Raw genomic sequence first — 21375 nt, forward strand, 5'->3', positions numbered from 1 at the left:
GTCCGTCATTACCCCAGTGTCGCCAGCCACCGAGCTGTCACGTCGGCCACGACGCTGACCTGGTGCAACAGCACCGCCCCCAGCAGCGGGGCGACCACGCCCAACGCCAGCAGCGTCACCAGGGCGCGGGCGGCCGGTAGCACCTCCGCCGCCCGCAACTCGGGCAGGACGCGCTGCAGGCTGCTGACCATCAGGGCAGCCAGCACCGTCCCCAACACCACCGGCCCGGCCAGTTGCAGGAGCCCCGTGAAGAACAGGCTAGGCCAATACACCCACGAGGCCGCTGCCGTCAGGTCGGCGGCCTGCCCCGGCGGCAGCAGGACATATGACTGCCGGAAGAACGCGACGAGCCAGTGCAGGCCGTTGAGCTGCACGAAGAACACCAGAACCAGCACGGTGAAGAGCCCCGCCAGCGGTCCGTCCTCCTCGTCCGCGGCGGCGAAGCCGCCCACCACGTCCTGCAGGTGCCCGGCAGCGAATGCCCCCCACACCAGCAGCCAGAGCCCGAGACCCATCAGCAGGCCCACCGCCGCCTCGCGCGCCACCGCTGCCACATACTCAGGCATCGTGAGGGCCAGAGGCGCTCCTGCCGGCGCGATGGCCAGAGCCAGCGGTCCCGTCAGCACCGCCGCCACCGCCAGGCGCAGCGACGGGGGGAAGTGCCGCCACCCCGTGGGCGGCGCCAGGGCCAGCAGCCCGGCCGCCCGTGCGAACACCAGACCCCACACCGGCCACAGGGCAGGCATCATCGCGCGTGCACCAGGGAGGCGGCCGCCAGCCAGAGCGAGCCCCAGTAGCCGCACGACAGGCTCAGCATCCACGCCCCGAACAGCGCCAGCGCCACGCCTGCCGCCAGGAGCTTCGGCGCCAGGAGACTGCTCTGGTCGCTGAGCCCCAGGAGGTTCTGTAGGTAGGCGCCCAGCAGTCCGGCGGCCACAATCGCCGCCAGCAGCGGCAGCGACAACCACAGGGCCATCAGCAGTGCGTTCTGGAGCAGTGCGCTCCCGGCAGCCCAGTACATGCGGTCTGCCCTCGCTTCCTAACGCGCATTGATTTTTGGGGCGCTATGTGTCACAATGCCCGACGTCCTTCGGCCGCCCTGCCGCGCGGGCCGCCGCGTAACCCGCCCCCGGACCGTTCCGGCTTCCGGGCCCCATGAGGTGAACGACGCATGGCTGCGCGCTTGCTGTGCATCATGGCTTTGCTGGCGGTCGTGCTCCTGAGCGGCTGCGGTGGCGGCGACAGCGACCCTGTGCTCATCGCGGGCAACTACTTTCCTCTCACCGTCGGCGCGGTGTGGGTCTACAACACCATACTCGAGGCGGAGACCCCCACCGATGAGTTCACCACGACCGGCACCATGACGCGGACGCTGGTGGGGACCCAGGACCTCCAGGTGGACGGAGCGACGGCCACCACGTACGTCTTCCGCCACGACTACACGACCAACGCCGTCCCCGACCTCACCGGCGGCGCGTCCGTGGACGTCGCCCCCTTTATCAACCATCTGTTTGCGGCCGACGGCGGCCTGCATTCGGTGCTGGCCTGCTACCGCACAGTGGCCGCCACCGCCGATACGCCGGCCCACATTGAGGTGGTCGCCGTAGCGCGCGTGGGTGAAGCAAACGTGTCGGTGCCCGAACCGCGCCCCTTCCTGTACAACCCGCCCTACCAGGGCACCATGCACAATGGCAGCACCTGGTTTGTGCCCATGCCCCTGATGCCGTTCATCACCGAGATGACTGGCTTCGAGCAGAACGACAAGACGCTCAACTATGGTGTCCTCGGCGGCATTGGCGATGCCGCCAACACCATCGTCAACATCAGCTACTACGCCGCCGATCTGAACGTGGACGGCAGCACCGCCGCTATCGCCGGGCGCGGTCGCAACTACTGCAAGGATGGCGTCGGCTTCTGGGGCGGTGAGGTCCAGAGCGACTGGTACGCCACCATCAACGTCCACGGCAACACCTCGCGCGTGACCTCGCAGGCCGAGCTTGTGTCCTTCACCATGCCCTGACTTCCATACGGGTAGGAGATGCCGTGTGCGGGGCGAGGCTTCGGCCTCGCCCTGTTCCGCTACTGGAGGCTGCTCAGCAGCGCGTACGCCAGCAGTCGCCACCCATCCACCATCACAAACAGCAGCACTTTGAACGGCAGCGCGACGACTGACGCGGGCAGGGACACTAGCCCCAGCGAGGCCACCGTGCCCGCCACCACCAGGTCGATCACCACGAACGGCAGATAGATCACAAGGCCGATGATGAACGCCGCCCGCAGCTCCGAGATGGCGTAGGCGGCGGCCAGCGTGTGGAGCGCCGGCAGCCCTTGCGGTGCGGGCGACGGCTCGAACCCCTGGAACAGCCGCAGGTCCTCCACCCGGGTGTGGGCCGTCAGGAACGCCCGCGACGGCGCCTGTGTCGCCTCCCAGGCCGCCCCGAGGCTCATCTCCCCGGCCAGTAGTGGCTGCGCCGCGCGGTCGTTGATCTCGCGCAACGTGCCGGACATGCTGAAGGCAGTGAGCAGAAGAGCGAGGCCGATCAGGACGGGGTTGGGGATGAGCGGTTGGGAACTTAGCCCTGCCCGCAGGAAGAACAGCACGATCACGATGCGGGCGAAAGAGGTCATGACGGCGAGCAGCGCCGGCGCCAGCGACACCGACGCGAACAGCAGGATCAGCCGCAGGTAGGACGTGGCGTCCGTCGCCCCGAGGTTGACTGCCACCGGGGCGCCGCCACGCGCACTCGCCGCCGAAGCGCAACCGAGGACGACTACCGCCACGGCGAGCCAGCGCGCTCTCACCGGGCATCGCCCTCTTCCCCATCGTCGACGGACGCGGCTGGCACCTCCGGCGGCACTTCAGTCGCCGCCACCCCTCCGGGGCCACAGGTCAGCGCCAACAGTTTCCGCCCCACGCGCACCACGTGGAGCACATAGCCCCCGTGCAGGGGCACCGACTGCAGCAACTCCGCCGGGCCGGACGGCGCCGCGCCCATGCATCCCGGCCCCACGCGCCGCAGCAGCCAGTACACGCCGTAGATGAGAGCGATGACCAGCGCCAGGCTCAGCAGCGCTTGGAGCAGGTAGTGGCCGGGCGCATAGGGCAGCCCCGGCGTGGGCGCTGCCGGCTGGGCCGAGGCCACGGCGCAGACAGCCCCCGCGAATCCGATGGCACTTAGCCTCATGTCACAGCCCCGAGGCCGAGACCTGCGTGATCCGCACTCCCAGGTCGTTGTCCACTCGCACCAGCTCCCCCAGGGCGATGACCCGGTCGCCCACCATGATCTCCGCGGGTTCGCCCACTTCCCGGTCGAGCAGCAGCACGGAGCCGACCTCCAGTTCGAGCAGTTCGCGCAGGGCCAGTCGGGTTGACCCCAGGCGCACCGTCACCTGCAGCGGGACCTCTGACAGCGCCGTCAGTTGCGGCTCCGTCGCAGGCTGGAACTGATCCGCCATCCTTACCGGCACATCCGTGTCATACAAAGCCACTGTCACGCCTCCCTGCCCCCCTCCACATGCTGGATGCTGATGGCCAGCGTCGCGCCTTTGGCGCCAATGCGTCCCCACGCCACGGGCGCGCCGTTGGCCCGGAGAATGCTCTGCTGATCGCCAGCTCCGAGAGCCAGCACGTCCCCCGGCTGCATCTCCAGCAACTCGCGCGGCGTCACCGGCGGCGCCACCACGACAGCTTCCACCACCACCGGCGCGTCGGCGAGTTCCTCCCGCTGCAGTCGCTGCCCCCCCTCGGGCGGCGTGAGACACGCGCGCAGGTCGGCCCACGGCACTGTCAGTACCACCTCGCCGCCAGCGGGGCCGTGCGCCACGTGCATCCGCCACGCCACCACTGCCTCCGCACCCGCCGGGACAGGGCCCCGGGCCAGCACCGGGCTCGGGGGGCTTCCGGCCAGACGCAGCTCCCGCCCGAGGTCTGCAGCAAGTGCCCGGGCGGGCAACTGCAACAGGCGCAGGTCCAGATCGGTGAGGGCGTGCTCGGCTAGTTCGTCCTGCCCCAGTTGCGCCGCCAGCAGCGCCGTCGTGGCCGTGGGCGACAGCAGCAGCCGCCAGGCCCCCCCGTGCGGCCATGTGGCGGCGACAGCCCAGAAGCCCGCCTCGAGCCGCCGGGGTTGCCAGTCCGGCTCGGGGGCCGGCGTACAGGTCACCCCGAACGAGGCGAAGGCTGCCACCAGCAAGTGCTGCACCCGGGCCCCGAGGACTTGCAGGGAGGCCTCCTGGGCATGCGAGGGTGCCTCGACCGACGGCGGCTCGTAGCGCTGGGCGACATCGCTTGTAGGCATGGGCTCTACTCCGGCGCATAGCGCTGTGCGTGTTCGTCAGCGAGGGCCTGCTTCTGGCGCTGCTGGCGCGCTCGCCGTCCTTCGGCCAGCCGACCGATCAGGCGCTCGAGAGTCCGGCGCGTCTGGGCCACCCGCCGCCACCTGAGGCGGTCTGTCGCCACCCGGCCCCGGGCCTCGCGCAGGGCCTGCTGCAACTCCTGACACTGCCGTTCCACCAGAGCGGCATAGCGGTCACGATGGCAGAGCGCCGCCGCGGTGCCGGCTTCCGCCAGCGGGCGGCGTGCTTGCGCGGCCTGCAACTCCCCCTCGACCTGCCGGCAGGCCAGCAGACTGCGCTCGACTTCGCCTTGCAGGGCGCGCTCCTGGCCCGCGATGGACCGGAGCAGCCGTCCGAACCGTGCGGCGGAGTCAGGCATGTGCCACCTGCCTCTCCCCGTCCCCAGCCGGCCCCATGAGCGCCAGCAGCCGCCGCCGGGCGTCGGACGGATCGGCGTATTCGTGCTGCCCCTGTCGCAGGAACTGCATCATGTCCGGTCGCCGGCGGACCGCCAGATCGGCCAGCGGGCGCGCCCCGGGACGGTAGGCACCCACAGCGATCAGGTCCTCGACCTCGCGGTGCGCCGCCAACAGCTCTCGGAAGGCCGCCGCGGCCTGGGTGTGCGGCTCGTCCACCAGGCGGGACATCAGCCGCGAGACGCTGCCGCTGACATCCACGGCCGGGTAGTGCCCCCGGTCGGCCAACTCGCGGGTCAGGTGGATGTGGCCGTCGAGGATGGCACTGACCGCATCGGCCACCGGCTCCTGCAGGTCATCCCCCTCCACCAGCACGGCATAGACGCCGGTGATGCTGCCGGTCGCCCCGCTGCCGGCGCGCTCCAGCAGCCGCGCCAGGAACTCGTACATGGAGGCGGGGTAGCCGCGCGTGGTGGGCGCCTCCCCGGCCGCCAGACCGACCTCGCGCTGCGCCCGGGCCAGCCGCGTCAGCGAGTCCACAATCAGCAACACATCGAGGCCCTGGTCCCGGAAGTGCTCGGCGATGGTCGTGGCCGTCAGCCCGGCGGCGATGCGCACCAGGGCCGGCTCGTCCGACGTCGCCGCCACGACGACCGAGCGCGCCAGACCCTCGCCGAGGTTGACCTCCAGAAAATCGCGCACCTCACGCCCCCGCTCGCCGACCAGCCCCACGACGGCCACGTCCGCGGTGTGATAGCGCGCCATCATGCCCAGCAGCGAACTCTTGCCGACCCCCGCGCCCGAGAAGATGCCCAGGCGCTGCCCCTTGCCACAGGTCAGCAGCGTGTCCACGGCGCGCACGCCGAAGTGCAGCGGCTCGACGATGCACTGCCGCCCCAAAGGCGGCGGGGGAGCGCTCTCGACGGGGCGCAGCACCGTCTCTCCCAGATCGCCCTTGCCATCGATAGGGCGACCGAAGGCATCCAGAACCCGCCCCAGAATGCCACGACCGATGGGCACGCTCAGCGCCCGCCCCGTCGCCGTCACCGGGCAGCCGGGGGCCACGCCGCCCATGCGCCCCAGCGGCAGCAGCAGCGTGTAACCGTGCCGGAAGCCGACCACCTGCGCCGCGATCTCCGGCGCGCTGTCGGTGGGGCGGATGTGGCAGATCTCCCCCACGCGCGCGGCCGGGCCTTCAGCCAGGACCGTATGGCCCGACACCTCGGCGACCTTGCCCGTGGCCCGCATCCGGGGCAAGCCCGACACTCGCGCGGCCAGAGCCCGCAGCCGCTCGCGCTCCTGTGTGATGGTCGCCGCCGACTCAGCCGCCGCGTACGCGCACATGACCTCATCCATTGTACGAAGCCGCCAGGGCCTCGCGCAGAGTGGCCAACTGGGTCTGCAAGGTGGCGTCGAAGCCTCCCCGGTCGCTATCGAGGCGACAGCCGCCGCGCTCGATGCTCGGGTCGGCGATGAACTCCAGTTGCGCCGCCTGCTCCTGCCAGGCGGCCTGGTGCTCCTGCAGGTGCGCCAGATCATCCGGATGCAGGCGCGCCACGATCTTCGTCGCGAAGTGCAGGTTCTGCAGGGCTTGCGCCAGTGTGTGCTCGATGACTGTGGGGTCGGCCGTGACCTCGTGGCGGACGATCTCGCGGGCGACGGACAGGGCCAGTTCGAGGATCTCGGGCCTGATCTGCATGAGGAGCCGCGCCCGCTCCTGCACCATCTCCTCGGCGATGCGCCCCAGCAGCCGCAAGTGTCGCTCCGGGTCGCCGGCGTCCGGCGGCGCCGGCGCGGCGAGCGTGCGGGCAGGCTCGATCTCCTCGTGGAAGGGGCGGATCGTCCCCACCTTGCCCTGCAGTTCGCTCTGCCGCAGCAGTCCGCGCATCGTCTCTTGCCCTTCGCGTGCTCTAGGTGCCTGTGTTGAGGCGCTCCTGCAACTCGTGCACGAGCGCCCGCGCCACGCGGGCGTCCGTCGGCCGCGTGGGAAGCCCGACCTCGACCTGCCGCCGTCCCAACTCCCGCTGCAGCCAGCGGCCGGCCCGTGGACCGGCGAGGCTCACCACCAGCCCGCGCACTTCCGGCCGCTCGCCCTGCAGTAGACCTGCCAGGCGGCCACCGTCACGCAGGATCAGCGCGTCCAGTGGGTCGTCGGGCTGGCGTCTCCACCCTCGCCTCAGCACCGCCGCGACCCCGACGGCGATCACCAGCGCCGTCCCGACGAGCGCGCCCGGCAAGAGCGGGCCCAGTGGCGCCGTCACGTCCCCTCGCCGCTCGGCCTGCACCTGCCCCCGCGTCACGAGCATCCGGCCATCGGCCGAGGCGATGTTGAGTCGTTCGGGGGCCAGGCCAGGGACCGCACCGAGGATGAGTTGCACGAGGCTCTGGAGCGTTCGCAGGTCGAGGGTCTCCCCGGGGCGTAGCTGCACCACGATCTGAGCGCTCAGATCGCGGCCTGCTTCACCGGAGAGCAGCACTTCGCTCTTCTGGATCGGGCGGAAGCCACGGAGCAGGGCGGTGAGCTGGCGGTCCAGGGCCGCATTGGCCACCGGCAGGGCAAACGGCGCTGGAGCGAAGCTGAAGGGGTTGGGGGGCGTGGCAGAGCTTGGCGCAGCAGCGGGGGTAGTACGCGTGACGGCAGGCCCCGCCAGGACCTGCGTGGTCTGAGAACCGACAACGATGAGATACAGAGAAGCGACCAACAGCCCCCGCGCGCACCGTTCCCGGATGCGCAGTACGGTCATCAGCGTCCCCCTGTGCTGCGATCAGTGGCTGCTACGGTGGGTGGTTACGCTGTGTTTACACCTTTGTCCGTTTTATGTCAAGCGATGTACAAGTTAGCCTGCCATTGCTTCTACCTCATCGGACAGTGTCTCCACGAACGCCTCGACCACTGGGCCGCTCAGCTTCGTCTCCACGCAGGACCGCAGTTCCACCACGGCGACGTCCGGCGACAGCGCGGGCCGATAGGACCGTTCCGAGGTCATGGCATCGTAGCTGTCGCACACGGCGATGATCCGCGAGGCCAGGGGGATCTCCTCCTGGCGCAGGCCGAAGGGATAGCCGCTGCCGTCGCCGCGCTCGTGGTGGTAGCGTATGCCACCCACCAGGTGTTGTAGCTGCGGGATGCAGTTGATGATTCCCGCGCCCTGCTCGGGATGGCTGCGGATGGCTTCCCACTCCTCCCCCGTCAGGCGCCCCGTCTTGCACAGCACCGTCCGCTCGATCCCGATCTTGCCGATGTCGTGCACAATGCCGGACATGTAGACAGCCTCGGCCTCGCGGTCGGGCAGCCCCAGAAGGCGGGCCGTGTGTCGCGCTGCCTGGGCCACGCGGCGGGAGTGGCCGCAGGTGTAGGCGTCCTTGATCTCGATGGCGGCCACCAGGGCCTGGATCGTGTTGAGGAACATGCCGCGCAGGTCGTCCACCAGACTGCGGTTGCGGAGGGCCAGGGCGGCCTGGTGTCCGGCGGCCTGCACCAGCTTCGCTTCGCGCGAGGTGAACGGGCGCCCGGCGTCGCGCGCCAGCGCCATCAGCCCACTCCACCGCTCATCACGCTGCAGGCCACTGACGAGCACCTGGCGATCCTGCAGGGGCAGAGCGAAGGGCTCTCGCCCCGCCGGCAGCCGCTTGGCCGACGGCGCCAGGTATCCCCGGATGGCCTCCATCTCCTCGTCCGACATGCCCTGAATCGCCAGCGGCTGCACTCCCCGGGACTTGTCCAGACACAGAAGGCAGGCCCCGTCAGCCCCGGCCGCCGCAGCCACGCGCGACAGCAGGGCCTGTGCCATCTCTTCACGCGAACTGGGCAGGCTGATGGTCTCCATGATCCCGTACGCGATAGCCAGTTCCTGGTAGGTCGCCGTCAGCTCCCGCACGGTAGCCTCGACGTCCTCAGCGGCCCGCACATGGCACTCGAAAGCATGGGTGAGAGCACCCATGATCTCGGGGGCCGGCTGGCGAGCCGAGCCCGCGTAGCAGGCCCGCAGCGACAGGTCCGCCGAGCCGGCCACAGGGGCCTCGGCCGCCGCAGGGCAGGCCCCGTCGGCCTCGACGAGCGGGCAGGCCCCGGGACGCACGCACGTAGGAAGCACAGGCGGCAACACCCCCCGAACTCGCTCGCGTCCGTCAGAGTACACCGCCCAGTACAGCCCCAGCGCACACGACAGGTGGGCCAGGGCCACCGAGAAGTCATCGTTCCCGCGGTTGGCGATCATGGCCCTGCTTCACACCCCGTCCACCAGCGCGACCAGCGCCCGCGGGTCAGGCGGCTTGGTCAGCACTCCATTGATGTACGGCCGCAGGTCCTGCATGACTTCGGCTTCGGCTAGAATGCCCGTCAGTACGCAGATGCGCGTGCGCTCCAGACCCGGCACGGCCCGCAGAGCGCGGCAGACTTCGGCCGCAGGCGGCCCGGGCATTTTGAGGTCAATGATGATGAGGGCGGGCAGGACTTCGCTTGCCAGGTCGAGGGCCTCCTGCCCGTCGCGCGCGGCGTACACCCGGACACACCGCGCCTCCCGGAGGATGCAAGCCACGGCCCGGCACACGAAGATGTCGTCATCCACCACCAGCACGACGGGCTGATGGGTGGCCGGCGCTTCCTCGGCCAGGTGGTGCAGATGCAGTACGCCGCGGTCGGCGCCGCCCTCGGGCGGCCTCCCCCGGGCATTCTGTACGTCCCGTTTCGGGATGGCTTCGGCGGACATGGCTAGGCCGATCTCTCCAGACGACTGTCTTCCAGCACACCGCGCACCCGGCCGACCCGCGGCAGGCGAAGCTGCAGACACATCCCGCAGCCGGTCTCCAGCGTCGCTTCGCCGCCGCGCTGGCGCACCAGCACTTCCGCGGCCCGGAAGGCGAAGCTCTCGGCGGCGCGGGACGGCTCACAGCGCGCGCTCGACAGCTCCACGGTCACTTCCTCCTCGGACGTCTCCGTGACTGTCACCATCAGACACGCGTTGCCTTTGGCGGCTTCCAGGGCGGTCTCGAGCACGGCCGTGAGCAGTTGCTGCAGCACCCCCTGGGGCCAGATGACCATCGTCTCGGCCGGCCGCTGCCAATCCACCCGGAAGTCCTGGAGCTGGATCACGTCCTGCAGATCGGCCAGGGCAGCGTCCACCGCCAGACCCAGGTCCACCTCGTCGAGGTCATCCGACAACGGCGGGGCCGCCAACGCCAGGAAGCTGGAGGCCAACCGGCCCAGACGGCGCGCCTCCGCCAGGATGGTGTAGGCATACGACTCCCGCACGCTCGGCTCCAGGTTCGGCAGCCAGGCCAGGCATTCGGCGTAGCTGCAGATGGCCGTCAGCGGTGAGCGGATGTCGTGGTCCATCTGCCGTGCCAGCGTCGGAAAGCTGTTATCGCCGGGGAAGTAATGCCCCCGACTGTCCAGGATCATCCGCATCAATGCACCCCAGCTGCCCCCAACCAGGGGGGAGTCGGTAGCCTTATCGGCCACCTCACTCGGGCACTTGAGGGAGAGTTGAGCAGTATGCGACGCGGGAGTGACTGTCTACTTCACGCCGAGGGTGAACGTCCGGGGGACGGCGAGGGGGCGCATGACGATGGCGCGGGCCGGGCAGAGCTGCTCGCATAGGCCGCAGCCGTCGCAGGTCTCTTCGGGGATGACATAGGCCTGCTTGTCCTCGCGTGGCGCCTGGTAGATGCACACGCGGGCGCAGAGCCCACACTTGATGCACTGCTCCGCCTTGATCTCCGCCACCGCACGCTTGACGCGGTCAATGTCGTCATTGCTCTTGATGCGGCTGCAGAGGGCGCCACGGAAGGTGGCCAAGTCGTCATAGCCCTTCTGCTCCATGAAGTCCGTCAGCCCGGCCAGCAGCTTGCCGACGACCCCGTAGCCCTGCATGACGATGGCCGTGCAGGTCTGCACCAGCGTGGCGCCGACCAGGATCATCTTGGCGACATCACCGCCGTCGCTGACGCCCCCGCTGGCGAGGATCGGCACGGGCAGCGTGGGCGATACGTCGGAGATCCAGCGCAGCACGTAGTGGATGGACCAGGGGCCGCCATGCCCGGCGTAGCCGCCGTGCATGATCGGCTCCTCGCGCTCCAGGTCGATGTCCAGACCGGTGAAGCGGTTGAACATCGTGACGCCGTCGGCGCCGGCTTCGGCCAGCGCCTGGGCCACGGCGCCCGGCTGAGAGAGCTGGGGGCTCATCTTGGGGATCGCGGGAATGGACACGGAGTCCTTGACAGCTCGCAGCGCCCGGGTCATCTCGGCCATCATGTCGGCATGGGACATGATGTGCACGCCGTGGGGGCAGGACACGTTCAGCTCGATGGCGTCGGCGCCGGCCTGCTCCACGAGCCGTGCGCCCTCGACCCACCGCTCCTCGGTGATGCAGTTGAGGCTGGCGATGATGGGGATCTCACAGCTTGTCTTGGCCTTGCGGATCTCCTCGGCGAACTCCTCGAGGCCGTAGATGTTGGCCTGCTCGAAGGAGTACAAGCAGAAGGACTTGTCGCGGCCCAGCCCGTCACGAATCACGGTGAAGCGCGGGGTCGGGGAATGGCGCGCGGGCTCGTACTGAAAGTACGACTTGATGATCGCCGCGCCGCACCCGGCGTCCTCGCAGCGCTTGAGCCGGTCGGCCGTCTCCGTGACGCCAGCCGCGGCGGCGATGATGGGATTGCGGAAGGTGAGGCCGAGGGCTTGAACTGAGAGATTCATAGGGTCGAGGGTCCAGGGTCGAGGGTCAAGGGTAACGACAAGCGGCTACGGCTCCTTCTGGCGGAGGCTGGCGATGAGGCCCTTCAGCATGCGGGCCACTTCGTCGGCCGACTCGATGAGTGCGCACAACGCGGCGGGCGGGGCCAGCCCGAGGCTCTGCGCCAACAGCAGATGGCTCTGCAACTCGCACACTGAACCGTGGGCGATGTGCAGGAACTGGATGTACTCCCTGCGACTGCCACGGCCGCAGCCTTCGGCGATACTGGCCGGTACTGAGGCAGCCGCTTCCTTCGTCTGGCGTCCCAGCCCCCACTGATCCTCGCGGGGGTACGTACGCACGGTCTCGCCCACAGCGACGGCAACGTCAAAAGCCTTCTGCCAGACTCCGAGTTCGCGAAACGAGTTCAGCACGACGCCCCCCGATGCAGGGCGGTCAAGGTCGCTGCTGTTACCCTCCACCCTTGACCCTCGACCCTTGACCCTCCCCCCCTACGCTTCGAGCTTCTCCAGCACTTCGTCCGAAATGTCGAAGTTGCTGTACACCTGCTGCACGTCGTCGTTGTCGTTGATGTCGTCGAGCAGCTTGAGCACCTTGGGGGCGTCTTCGTCGTTGACTTCCTTGGTCACCGTCGGCACCATCGTGACTTCCGCGCGGTCAAACTCGATGCCCATCTCGCGCAGGGCATCGTACACCTGCTGGAAGGCCTTCGGCTCGGTGCGGACCTCGAGGCTTTCGCCATCATCAATGACATCCTCGGCGCCGGCATCCACCACGGCCATGAAGAGCTCGTCGTAGTCCACCTTTTCCTTGGGGACCGCGATGACGCCCTTCTGCTCGAACATCCACGTGACCGCGCCGGCCTCGCTCATGCTGCCGCCGTCCACCTTGAGGATGCGGCGCAGGTCAGCGACCGTGCGGGTCTTGTTGTCGGTGAGGACCTCGATCATCAGCGCGATCCCGGACGGGCCGTAACCCTCGTAGATGGCGCTTTCGTAGCTGACGCCCTCGATCTCGCCCGTACCGCGCTTGATGGCGTGCTGGATGTTGTCGGCCGGCATCTCGGCGGCGCGCGCCTTATCCATGATCAGGCGCAGCCGCGGGTTCATGTCGGGATTGCCGCCCCCGTCGCGCGCTGCGAGTGTGATCAGGCGCGACATCTTGGCAAAGATCTTGGACTTCTTCGCGTCCTGCCGCGTCTTGCGGTGGACGGTATTCGCCCATTTTGAGTGTCCGGCCATGGCGTCTGCAACCTCCGTCAGGGAACGCTTGGGAAGGAGATTATAGCATTGGTCCGCTAGGGGCGGCAAGGGTGCGCTCGCCAGACGGGGGCGGCAGGTCCCCGCCCCGCCGCGACGAAGGGTCCGTGCGGCCGCTCTGCCTTCACGGAGGACTCGCCATGCGCTGTCCGATGCTGCTCGTGGCTCTGCTCGTCCCGGCGCTCTCCCTCGCCCAGCCTCCAGGCCAGGAGGCGCTCCTGGACCGCACTGACAACATCGCCCCCTGGAGCCTCGACCCCGGGCGGGAGTTCCCCGGCGCGGACGGCAAGGTCTCGCTGGCGACCGATGCCGCCGGCGGGTCCTGTGTGCGCCTGGACTACAGCTTCGCCGGTGGCGGCAACTACGTGACCGCCGCGCGCGCCCTGACGCTCCCGCAGGCCTCGGCGGTGGTGTTCAGCATCCGCCAGGAGGGCAAGAACCGTGGCTTCGTCCGCGTCGCCGATGCCTCGGGCCAGGAGCACATGGGCGGTTGCACGGCCGGCGCCGACTGGCACCGCGTTACCCTCCCCCTCGATGAGAAGGGCTTCCCCGGTCACTACGGCGGTCAGAATGACGGCCGCTTCGCCTTCCCGCTCAAGCGCATCATCATCGGCGTGCACAAGGGCGCCAGCCCCACCGGCGCCGTGTTCATCAAGGACCTTGCCTTCGTCACCACCGACCCGGGGACGCACTTCGGCCTCCGCCTGAGTACCCCGGATCCCGGCCACATCGCCTTCGTCGGCAAGGGCAAGGTGAACCTCGCGGCCACGGTGGAGAACCGCCTGGCGGCGCCGGCGACGCTGGCGGTGCTCGGGACCGTGCGCGACTGGTACGGCGCCAGCCAGCCGTTCCACAGCGGCCCGCTGGCCCTCCCGGCCCACGGCCTCGTTACCTACAACGTGCCCTTCAGCCTCGCCCGTCCGAACTACAGCTTCATCGAGGCAGAGCTGCTGCAGGGCGACCAGTCCATCTCCACTGTCACCACGGGGGTTGCCGTCGTGCCCCGGCCGCGCAACTTCGGCCACGACGACCCCCGCAGCTTCTTCGCGCTGCAGGCTAGCGGCTCGGGGGCCCGCGCCCAACGGCTCGGCTGCAAGGCCGTGCGCGTCGGCCGCGACTGGCGCTACGGCGAACAGGGCCACGGCGCGTACTGGTTCCCTGATCTGTCCGAACTGCGGCGCAACCACCAGCTCATCATGTTCAACATGACGGCCTACCCGCCCCGCTGGGCGCTGCAGCAGGCCGAGGAAGCCACCTTCTGGGAAGCTCCCGGCTGGGAGGAGCGCGTGCAGTGGTGGGGCGACTACGTCGAGCACTGCGCCCGCGCGCTGGCTGCCGAGGTCGAGACCTTCGAGATCCAGAATGAGCCCGACCTCACCTGCATGCAGCAGGTCAAGCTCAGCTTCGAAGCGGGCGTGGAGCGCTACCTGCGCATCTTGCGGGCCGGGGCGGCGGCGGTGCGCCGGGGGGCCCCGGGATCCCTCGTCGCCGGCATTGACGTGAGCGGCGGGGACTACGACCGCGGCCTCCCCTACTCCCAAGCCCTCATGGGTGCGGCCGGCGATCTGCTCGATGTGTACACCGGCCACCCCTACGCCGGTGTGCGCTACTTCGGCGACGGGCAGAGCCCCCTGTGGCCGGTGCCCAACCAGGAGCGCCGCAAGTGTCAGGACACACTGGCCATGATCCGCGAGCACGGCGGCAAGCAGCGGTTCTGGGTCGGGGAGAAGGGCTGGGGGCTGGACGTGAAGGCCGACCCGCTGTCGAGCCACTCGCGTGACTTCGCCGCCTGCCTGGTGCAGTCCATGGCGCTCGCGCATTCGGTGCCGGGCGTGGAGCGCTACTTCTGGTTCCTGGAAGAGGGGTGTAACGAGCACGGCTACGAGTATGGCCTGTTCCGCCAGGGCATGCCACTGCCGGCGGCGTTGGCGTATGCCACGCTGGCGTATGTCCTGCACCACGCTGCGCCGGTCGCCTCGCCGGACCTGGGTCCGCTCGTGCAGGCCCACTGCTTCGCCTGCGCTGACACCGGCCAGGGCGTCACGGTCCTGTGGTCAGAGCAACAGCGCTCCTCGGTCACGCTGGCGCGCCTGCCCGCGGACGCGGTGCTGCTGGACATGATGGGCCGCGAGACCGCCCGCGGGCGGGCGGGCAAGGCCTTTACCCTCACGGTGGACCGCGCCCCGGTGTACCTGACCTATCCGCTCAAGTCGGCCCCACGCATGGCGGAGGTCGTGACCCGGGCCACGGTCGCCAACGAACAGCCCGTCGTGCTGGAGGCAGCCTTCGCGGCAGACCTGCGCCACCTGGGCGCGCGGTTGCGCAACGTCACCCGGGAGGCGCAGACAGCCACTCTCAGCGGTCCGTCCGGCCCGCAACAGATGGGCCTCCCCGCCGGGGAGAGCCGCCTCGTGCTGCTGCCGACGTCGCGGCCACTGGACCAGACGCCGGGGCAGGACTGCGCCGTCACGCTCAAGGCGCGGCGGGATGTGCAGCGGGCGACGGTGCGCGTGGACCTCGCGCCCCTGGCGGCGGTGCCGCCCACTGCCCTGCCGGCGCAGGGCCCGCCCCTGCCGGCCCTCGACTGGTGGCGCGGCCGTCCGCCACTGGTCCTCGACCAGCGCGCACAGGTCTACCCGCCCGACCCCACGGTCGGCTGGCAGAGCCCCGACGATCTGAACGTCCGGGCGTGGTTGGGATGGGATGGACAGCGGCTCTACCTCGCTGCCCTCGTGCATGACCCGGTCCACCACGTCGAGGCCGACGACCCAGGAAGGTTCTGGCAGAGCGATTCGCTGCAACTGGCGCTCGATCCGTTGAACGACGCGGGCACAGCGCCGGGCTTCGGCGCCGACGACTGCGAGTTCGGCCTGGTCCTCGGCGCGCAGGGCCCGCGGGTCGTGCAGACCGCCCCCGAGCGGCGCCGTCTCGACAGCCCCGTCAGCATCGAGCGCCAGGGCGCCAACACGATCTACCGCGTGGCGCTGCCGTGGGACCTCATCGGGGTGTCACCGGAGGCCGGCCGCGTGCTGGGGGCCAGCTTCATCGTCAATCAGAACAACGGCCAGGGCCGGGCGTACTGGATGGGCCTGACGCCGGGCATCGGGGAAGCCAAGCGCCCGGTCGCCTACCGCGACTTGTACCTGGCGCCGTAGCGCTGTGCTTCGCGGGAGACCGTTCCTCACCCGTAGGGCAGGCGGCCTCGCCTGCCCGTCCTGGCCACGCGCGGGCGGGGCCGCCCGCGCTACTGGAGCATGAAGCTCACCCCGGGACATGATCTGGGCAGGTGGCGCCGACCGCCCCAGCGAACCCACACCCACACCCCATCGGAGGCTCCCCCCAATGAGACTCGCTGTCATCGGCCTGGGCATCGGCAAGGTCCATGCGCAGGTCATCAGCCAACTGCCGGAGCTGGAACTCGTCGGCGTCTGCGACCTGCGCGCCGAGGTCGCCCAGGACGTCGCTGCCCAGAACGGGACGCAGGCCTTCAGCGACTGGCGTGAGATGGTCGAGACCGCCCGGCCGGAAGCCGTGTGCCTGTGCACCAACCCCAAGACCCATCTGCCCCTGGGACTGGAACTCGCCCGGCGCGGGATTCACATCCTGTGCGAGAAGCCCATGGCCCCGACGGTGCAACAGTGCCTCGATCTGGCGGACGGTTGTGCCCAGGCCGGAGCCGTGCTGATGATCGGCCAGAAGAAGCGGTTCACCCCCGCCTTCCAGTTCCTCAAGGAGCGCCTGGGCGGCGAGTTCGGCCGCCCCCTGTCGCTCAACTACCGCTACCACCTGGGGCAGGTGCCGCGCGACTGGTTCTGGGAGGAGGAGGACGGCGGCGGGCCAATCCTGGAGAACTCCGTCCACACCTTCGATGCCCTGCGCTACCTGATCGGGGAGATCAGGACCATCCGGGGCCTGGGCGGCAACCTGCTCAACCCCGACCGCCGCCCGCAGCTAGATGTCGCTCTGGGGCTGCTGGAGTTCGAGAACGGCTGTATCGGCGCGGTGGAGCTGGGCACGGCTTCGGAATGGACCGTGGCCGATGAGGAGCTGTTCATCGCCTGCGAGAAGGCCGTCGTGCGCAGCCGGGGGCGCTTCGACCGCCCGTCCGAGATCGTCTGCTTCGACCGCGCCGGCACCGCCCCGCAGGCCCTCGAGGTGGACTACTCCGCCGGGAATGACGCGCGCGACTTCATCGCCGAGATCACGCATTTCGTGGACTGCATCCGCACCGGCCAGACGCCGCTGGTCACCGGCCGCGACGCGGCCCGCAGCATCGCCTGCTGCCTGGCCATGAAGCGCGCCGTGCGGGAGGGACGAGTGGTGGAGGTCGAGGAGGAGTGGGCGCGCGAGGACTGAAGCTGGTAGCCACAGCAATCCATGTCAGGGGAACGGCTTCGACGAGGGGACAATGGGAGGTTCCTCGGCGGGTGCCGCATACTTCGGGAACTCGCCGTGGGCGCGGCCCACAAACAGGTAGATCACCGCTCCGACGCCGCTGGTCAGCACCAGCACCAGCAGCCACTTCCACTTGTCTTCGGGCAAGTCGAAGTCGCGCGCCAGGCAGTCGAGCAACGCCACGACCCACGTGATGAGGAAGGCCCCGAACACCAGCGCACCCATGACCTGTGAGACAGGGCCTGCCGAAGACATGTCCGCTGGCATCGCTGCACCCTCTCGGAGGACGACGTCATGGTATCATACCGCGGACGGTGGACAACGGCAAGGGCCACTGCTGGGCTAGCCAGCGCTACGGGTGCATGGTGCGGCTGTTGGTCGGCTGCAGCCAGAATGGGGACGGAGCCTTCGCCCCGGTACCTGAGGACCGCGTGGTGGCGGTGCAGGGCGAGTGGGCCCCGGAGAGCTGAGGGCGACGCCCGTCACTGCGCCGGGGTGAGCAGCGGCGCCAGCGCCTTTGCGTACGCCGCCGCGATGACCGCATAGCCTGCCGCGTTGGGATGGACGCCATCGCGCAGGCCGCTGTTCTCGGGGTTGCGGATCTGCGTGGCCGGGTCGAGACCGGACAAGTCTACCAGCGGCGACCTGGTGGTCCTCGCCACTTCGCCGATGACTGCGCCGTAGCGCTCCAGCACCGGCTTGAGCCCCTCGGGGTACCACTCACGGGGGTGCCGGTCGAAGTAGTACTCGTCGAGCACCGGCGTCACCGAGGCCAGCAGCGTCTGCGCGCCGGTGGCCTGCACGCGCCCGACCAACTCCGTCAGCTTCTCGCGGAACTGCTCCAGCGGCACGCGCGGCTGATCGGTCGCGACCATCACCGAGTCGTTCATCCCGAAGCCGATGAGCACGAAGCGCGGCTGGAGGGCGAGGACGTCCTTGTCCAACCGCGCCAGCCCGGCCAGCACGGTGTTGCCGCCCACGCCAGCGTTGACGACTCGGGGCGCTGCCTCACCCAGGCGCGCCACCAGGAGCGCCTCAAGCTGGGCCGGATATGTGTCGGCCGGCTGCATGCCGGGGCCGAGGGTGATCGAGTCGCCAAAGGCCACGATCACGGGGCGCTCAGCCAGCGCCGGCACAGCCGCAGATAGCAGTGTGGCGAGCAAGAGAGCCTTCCTCATGCGCAACCTGTGGGCGTGTCAGTTATCGGCGAGCCACTGCTTGATGCGTTCGGCCTGCTCGGCGCTGGGGGGGATGTCGCCGTACAGGAGCGGATCGTTGGTGTCCAGCATGTACTGCTCGACCTGCGCCCGCAGCTTCTCCCCCACCTCGGCATAGGCCGGGTCGCCAAAGACGCTGTGCTGCTCCAGCGGGTCCTGCTGCAGGTCGTACAGTTCGTGCGTGGGACGCCGCGTGCTGTAGAAGTCCTCCCGCATGGTCTCCCCGGCCGGGCCGTTCCACACATCCAGGGGCAGATACACCAGCGGCCGGTCGCCGAAGTTGCGGATGTACTTGTAGAGCGCGGTGCGCACCGCCCGCATCGGGTTGTACTTGTCGTGCCAGGTCATCTCTGAGTACAGGAACTCGTGCGGTTGGTACGGCCGTCCCTCCAGGAGCGGCAGGAAGCTGCGGCCCTCGATCTGTGGAGGGGTGCCGCGGCGCTTCAGAGCCGTGCCCTCATGGCACTGAAGTGCCATGCCACCCGCCAGGTCGAGCAGCGTGGGCAGCAGGTCCATGTTGCTGAGCATCTCGCCGTAGCGCTTGCCGCCCTCGAAGTGTCCGGGCCAGTGGGCGAGGAACGTCGTCTTGAGGCCCGGGTCATAGCAGGTGCCCTTGGCGCGCGGCATGGCCGTGCCGTGGTCGGTGGTGAAGATCAGCAACGTGTTGTCGGCCAGCCCCGTCTCCCCCAGCGTCTGTCGCACCTGGCCGAAGCATTCGTCCACCCGGTAGATCAGCCCGTTCATCCCGGCTACATCCTCGCGAATGCCGGGCCGGTCCGGCAGCCAGTACAGCGGCCGCACGGTCGCCGGGTCGTCGTTGTCATAGCCCTCGCGAATGTGCGGCCGGTGCGGCTCGCCCCAGCCGGCGTTGAGGAAGAAGGGCTGCGTGGCGCCGGACGTCCCGGACGGCGCATGGCCGGTCCAGGATGTCCCGGCCCACTCCCGCAGGAACTCGCACACGGCCTGCGCCCCCTGCCGCGCCTCGCCGCCGGGGCGGATGTCCTGGTAGCCCAGGCGCGCCGGCTCGGGGTGCTCGTGTTGGTGGCCGATGAGGTGGGTGGAGTACCCGGCGGCGTTCAGGTACATCGGCAGCGTGACTTCCTGCGCGCCGATCTGCCAGCCCAGGTGCGCCAGGCCGATGAGCCCGTTGTTGTGGGGCATGCGGCCGGTCATGATGCTGCCTCGGCTGGGGGAGCACTGGGCGGCGGTGCAGAAGTGGTTGTCGAAGCAGATGCCGTCGGCGGCCAGGGCGTCCAGGTTAGGCGTATTGATCCCCGCGCCATAGCACCCCAGGTGCTGGCCGAGGTCGTGGACGATCACCATCAGGACGTTGGGGCGGGACCCGGCGGCACTCGTGGGCATGGATACTCCTGCGCGCAAGGGGATGGGTAAGGCCTTCGTGAGTCCCCGGCATCTCGCCGTCACAGACGGCGTGGCAGAGAAGAGGGAGGAGGGGCACCGGGGCCCACGGGCTCACGCCCGTGGCTACACACGTCGGCCCCTTCGGGGCCAGCGGCACGGCGGTTCCCGAATCCCGAGTCCCGCCGTTCCGTTCCCGCCTCTACAGCATATACCTCGACAGGTCCACGTTCTCGACGACGTCCTTGAGCTTCTCGCGGACGTAGGCGACATCAATGATGACCTGCTGCTCGCCGATGTCGGGGGCCTCGAACGAGAGGTCCTCCAGCAGGCGCTCCATGAGCGTGTACAGGCGGCGGGCACCGATGTTCTCGGTACGTTCGTTGACCACCTGCGCCAGTCGGGCAATCTCGGCCAGGCCCTCCTCGCGGAAGTCCACCGTGATCCCCTCGGTGGCCAGCAGCGCCGTGTACTGCTTGGTCAGCGAGCTCTGTGGCTCGATGAGGATGCGGCGGAAGTCGTTCTCGCTCAGGCTCGACAGCTCCACCCGCAGCGGGAAGCGGCCCTGCAACTCGGGGATGAGGTCCGAGGGCTTCGAGACGTGGAAGGCGCCGGCGGCGACGAACAGGATGTGGTTCGTCTGCACAGGCCCGTACTTGGTCATCACCGTCGAGCCCTCGATGATCGGCAGGATGTCGCGCTGCACGCCCTCGCGCGACACATCGGGGCCGTGCCCGCCCTCACGCCCGGCGACCTTGTCCATCTCGTCTATGAAGACGATGCCGGTCTGCTCGACGCGCTCGACCGCCTCGCGCGCGACCTCCTGGGCGTCCACGAGGTTCTCAGCTTCCTGGTAGGTGAGGATGCGGCGCGCCTCGCGCACGGTGGTCTTCTTCTTGGCTTTGCGCGCCGGGAAGATGTTGCCCAGGATGTCCTGCATGTTGAAGCCCATCTCTTCCATGCCGGCGGAAGAGAAGACTTGCATGCTTTGCAGCGTGGGCTCCTCGACCTCGATCTCGACGGTCTCATCCTCCAGCTCGCCGGCTTCGAGGCGGGCGCGGGTGAACTCGCGCACGCGGGCGGTGCGCCGCCGCTGCCGCTCGTCGGCTTCGGCGCGGGCCCGCTGGGCCTCGAGGTCGGTCACGCCCGGAGTGAGCGTCGGCCCCGGGGTCGGGGCGAGGGTCATCTGTGGGTGCTCGGGCACTTCCGGCGCCAGCAGGTCCAGCAGCTTCTCCTCCGCCGCCCGCTCGGATTCCTCCCACACCTCGTCGAAGGCCTCGTTCTCGACCATGCGGTAGGCGATCTCGACCAGATCGCGGATCATGGACTCGACATCGCGCCCGACGTAGCCGACCTCGGTGTACTTGGTGGCCTCGACCTTGATGAAGGGAGCGTGGGCGAGGTTCGCCAGGCGCCGCGCAATCTCGGTCTTGCCCACGCCCGTCGGCCCGATCATCAGGATGTTCTTGGGGATGACCTCATCGCGCAGGTCCTCGGGGATGTGCTGACGCCGCACGCGGTTGCGCAGCGCGATGGCGACCGCGCGCTTGGCCGAGCCCTGGCCAATGATGTACTTATCCAGCTCCTCCACGATCTGTCGCGGAGTCAGTTCATTCTCAATCACAACGGCACCTCATCAAAGGCAAGTATGAGCGGTGAATGCGGGGATCAGGCGTCGGGGCTCCCCCGGCTGCCCGCGCCC

At 69.3% G+C, this 21375-nt stretch carries 23 protein-coding genes; 3 read left to right on the forward strand and 20 right to left on the reverse strand.

Translation table 11 applies throughout. The annotated features are described in order from the left end of the window. Positions 1-8 precede the first annotated feature (8 nt). Both LLH23_12590 and LLH23_12595 read right to left on the reverse strand, forming a co-directional pair. Positions 9-749: a flagellar biosynthetic protein FliR gene (locus LLH23_12590; GenBank protein ID MCE5239311.1), complete on the reverse strand. Its 741-nt coding sequence runs from the start codon at positions 747-749 to the stop codon at positions 9-11. Then, the gene (locus LLH23_12595; GenBank protein MCE5239312.1) at positions 746-1021 is read right to left on the reverse strand and encodes a flagellar biosynthetic protein FliQ; all 276 of its coding nucleotides are present in this window, start codon (positions 1019-1021) and stop codon (positions 746-748) included. The genes LLH23_12590 and LLH23_12595 overlap by 4 nt, the downstream gene beginning before the upstream one ends. A 150-nt stretch (positions 1022-1171) precedes the next feature. Between LLH23_12595 and LLH23_12600 the strand changes: the two genes are divergently transcribed. Beyond that, entirely contained in the window at positions 1172-2020 is an 849-nt protein-coding gene (locus LLH23_12600) for a hypothetical protein (protein MCE5239313.1), read from the forward strand. A 59-nt stretch (positions 2021-2079) separates the two neighbouring features. Here LLH23_12600 and LLH23_12605 read toward each other — a convergent pair whose 3' ends face one another. The 14 genes from LLH23_12605 to LLH23_12670 all read right to left on the reverse strand — a co-directional run bounded on the left by LLH23_12605 (position 2080) and on the right by LLH23_12670 (position 12684). Beyond that, entirely contained in the window at positions 2080-2802 is a 723-nt protein-coding gene (locus tag LLH23_12605) for a flagellar biosynthetic protein FliP (GenBank protein ID MCE5239314.1), read from the reverse strand. After that, on the reverse strand, positions 2799-3185 hold the full coding sequence (locus LLH23_12610) for a hypothetical protein (GenBank protein ID MCE5239315.1): 387 nt from the start codon (positions 3183-3185) through the stop codon (positions 2799-2801). The genes LLH23_12605 and LLH23_12610 overlap by 4 nt, the downstream gene beginning before the upstream one ends. A gap of 1 nt (position 3186) precedes the next feature. Further along, complete coding sequence (locus LLH23_12615; GenBank protein MCE5239316.1) at positions 3187-3489, reverse strand: FliM/FliN family flagellar motor switch protein; 303 nt, start codon at positions 3487-3489, stop codon at positions 3187-3189. A gap of 2 nt (positions 3490-3491) precedes the next feature. Then, positions 3492-4295, reverse strand: coding sequence for a FliM/FliN family flagellar motor C-terminal domain-containing protein (locus LLH23_12620; GenBank protein MCE5239317.1), 804 nt, complete (start codon positions 4293-4295; stop codon positions 3492-3494). Positions 4296-4300: 5 nt separating this feature from the next. Continuing rightward, positions 4301-4711 (reverse strand): hypothetical protein, encoded by a 411-nt coding sequence (locus LLH23_12625; protein ID MCE5239318.1) that lies wholly within the window; start codon positions 4709-4711, stop codon positions 4301-4303. After that, the gene (locus LLH23_12630; protein MCE5239319.1) at positions 4704-6092 is read right to left on the reverse strand and encodes a FliI/YscN family ATPase; all 1389 of its coding nucleotides are present in this window, start codon (positions 6090-6092) and stop codon (positions 4704-4706) included. Before LLH23_12630 ends, LLH23_12625 begins: the two co-directional genes overlap by 8 nt. Before the next feature lie 4 nt (positions 6093-6096). Next, positions 6097-6636 (reverse strand): flagellar assembly protein FliH, encoded by a 540-nt coding sequence (locus LLH23_12635; protein MCE5239320.1) that lies wholly within the window; start codon positions 6634-6636, stop codon positions 6097-6099. A 22-nt stretch (positions 6637-6658) separates the two neighbouring features. Continuing rightward, entirely contained in the window at positions 6659-7492 is an 834-nt protein-coding gene (locus LLH23_12640) for a hypothetical protein (protein MCE5239321.1), read from the reverse strand. Positions 7493-7585: 93 nt separating this feature from the next. Continuing rightward, complete coding sequence (locus LLH23_12645; GenBank protein ID MCE5239322.1) at positions 7586-8965, reverse strand: HD domain-containing protein; 1380 nt, start codon at positions 8963-8965, stop codon at positions 7586-7588. A 9-nt stretch (positions 8966-8974) separates the two neighbouring features. Then, entirely contained in the window at positions 8975-9457 is a 483-nt protein-coding gene (locus LLH23_12650; protein MCE5239323.1) for a response regulator, read from the reverse strand. Positions 9458-9459: 2 nt separating this feature from the next. Next, positions 9460-10155: a hypothetical protein gene (locus LLH23_12655; GenBank protein ID MCE5239324.1), complete on the reverse strand. Its 696-nt coding sequence runs from the start codon at positions 10153-10155 to the stop codon at positions 9460-9462. Positions 10156-10263: 108 nt separating this feature from the next. Further along, complete coding sequence (locus tag LLH23_12660) at positions 10264-11445, reverse strand: 4Fe-4S binding protein (protein ID MCE5239325.1); 1182 nt, start codon at positions 11443-11445, stop codon at positions 10264-10266. A gap of 45 nt (positions 11446-11490) precedes the next feature. Further along, the gene (locus LLH23_12665; GenBank protein ID MCE5239326.1) at positions 11491-11856 is read right to left on the reverse strand and encodes a four helix bundle protein; all 366 of its coding nucleotides are present in this window, start codon (positions 11854-11856) and stop codon (positions 11491-11493) included. A 78-nt stretch (positions 11857-11934) separates the two neighbouring features. Next, on the reverse strand, positions 11935-12684 hold the full coding sequence (locus LLH23_12670) for a YebC/PmpR family DNA-binding transcriptional regulator (protein MCE5239327.1): 750 nt from the start codon (positions 12682-12684) through the stop codon (positions 11935-11937). Positions 12685-12842: 158 nt separating this feature from the next. On the opposite strand from LLH23_12670, the gene LLH23_12675 reads away from it, so the two are divergent. Together LLH23_12675 and LLH23_12680 are read left to right on the forward strand one after the other, a co-directional pair. Next, positions 12843-15857: a hypothetical protein gene (locus tag LLH23_12675; GenBank protein MCE5239328.1), complete on the forward strand. Its 3015-nt coding sequence runs from the start codon at positions 12843-12845 to the stop codon at positions 15855-15857. A gap of 187 nt (positions 15858-16044) precedes the next feature. After that, positions 16045-17058, forward strand: coding sequence for a Gfo/Idh/MocA family oxidoreductase (locus LLH23_12680; GenBank protein ID MCE5239329.1), 1014 nt, complete (start codon positions 16045-16047; stop codon positions 17056-17058). 24 nt (positions 17059-17082) lie between these two features. Here the strand turns inward: LLH23_12680 and LLH23_12685 are convergent, their stop codons facing one another. The 4 genes from LLH23_12685 to hslU all read right to left on the reverse strand — a co-directional run bounded on the left by LLH23_12685 (position 17083) and on the right by hslU (position 21294). Then, positions 17083-17352, reverse strand: a complete 270-nt coding sequence (locus LLH23_12685; GenBank protein MCE5239330.1) for a PLD nuclease N-terminal domain-containing protein — start codon at positions 17350-17352, stop codon at positions 17083-17085. A gap of 227 nt (positions 17353-17579) precedes the next feature. Next, complete coding sequence (locus LLH23_12690) at positions 17580-18275, reverse strand: GDSL-type esterase/lipase family protein (GenBank protein ID MCE5239331.1); 696 nt, start codon at positions 18273-18275, stop codon at positions 17580-17582. 18 nt (positions 18276-18293) lie between these two features. Continuing rightward, positions 18294-19676: a sulfatase gene (locus LLH23_12695; GenBank protein MCE5239332.1), complete on the reverse strand. Its 1383-nt coding sequence runs from the start codon at positions 19674-19676 to the stop codon at positions 18294-18296. Positions 19677-19875: 199 nt separating this feature from the next. Continuing rightward, entirely contained in the window at positions 19876-21294 is a 1419-nt protein-coding gene (hslU, locus tag LLH23_12700; protein MCE5239333.1) for an ATP-dependent protease ATPase subunit HslU, read from the reverse strand. Positions 21295-21375: the final 81 nt, after the last annotated feature.

It is taken from the genome of bacterium, assembly GCA_021372615.1.
GTDB lineage: Bacteria > Armatimonadota > Zipacnadia > Zipacnadales > UBA11051 > JAJFUB01.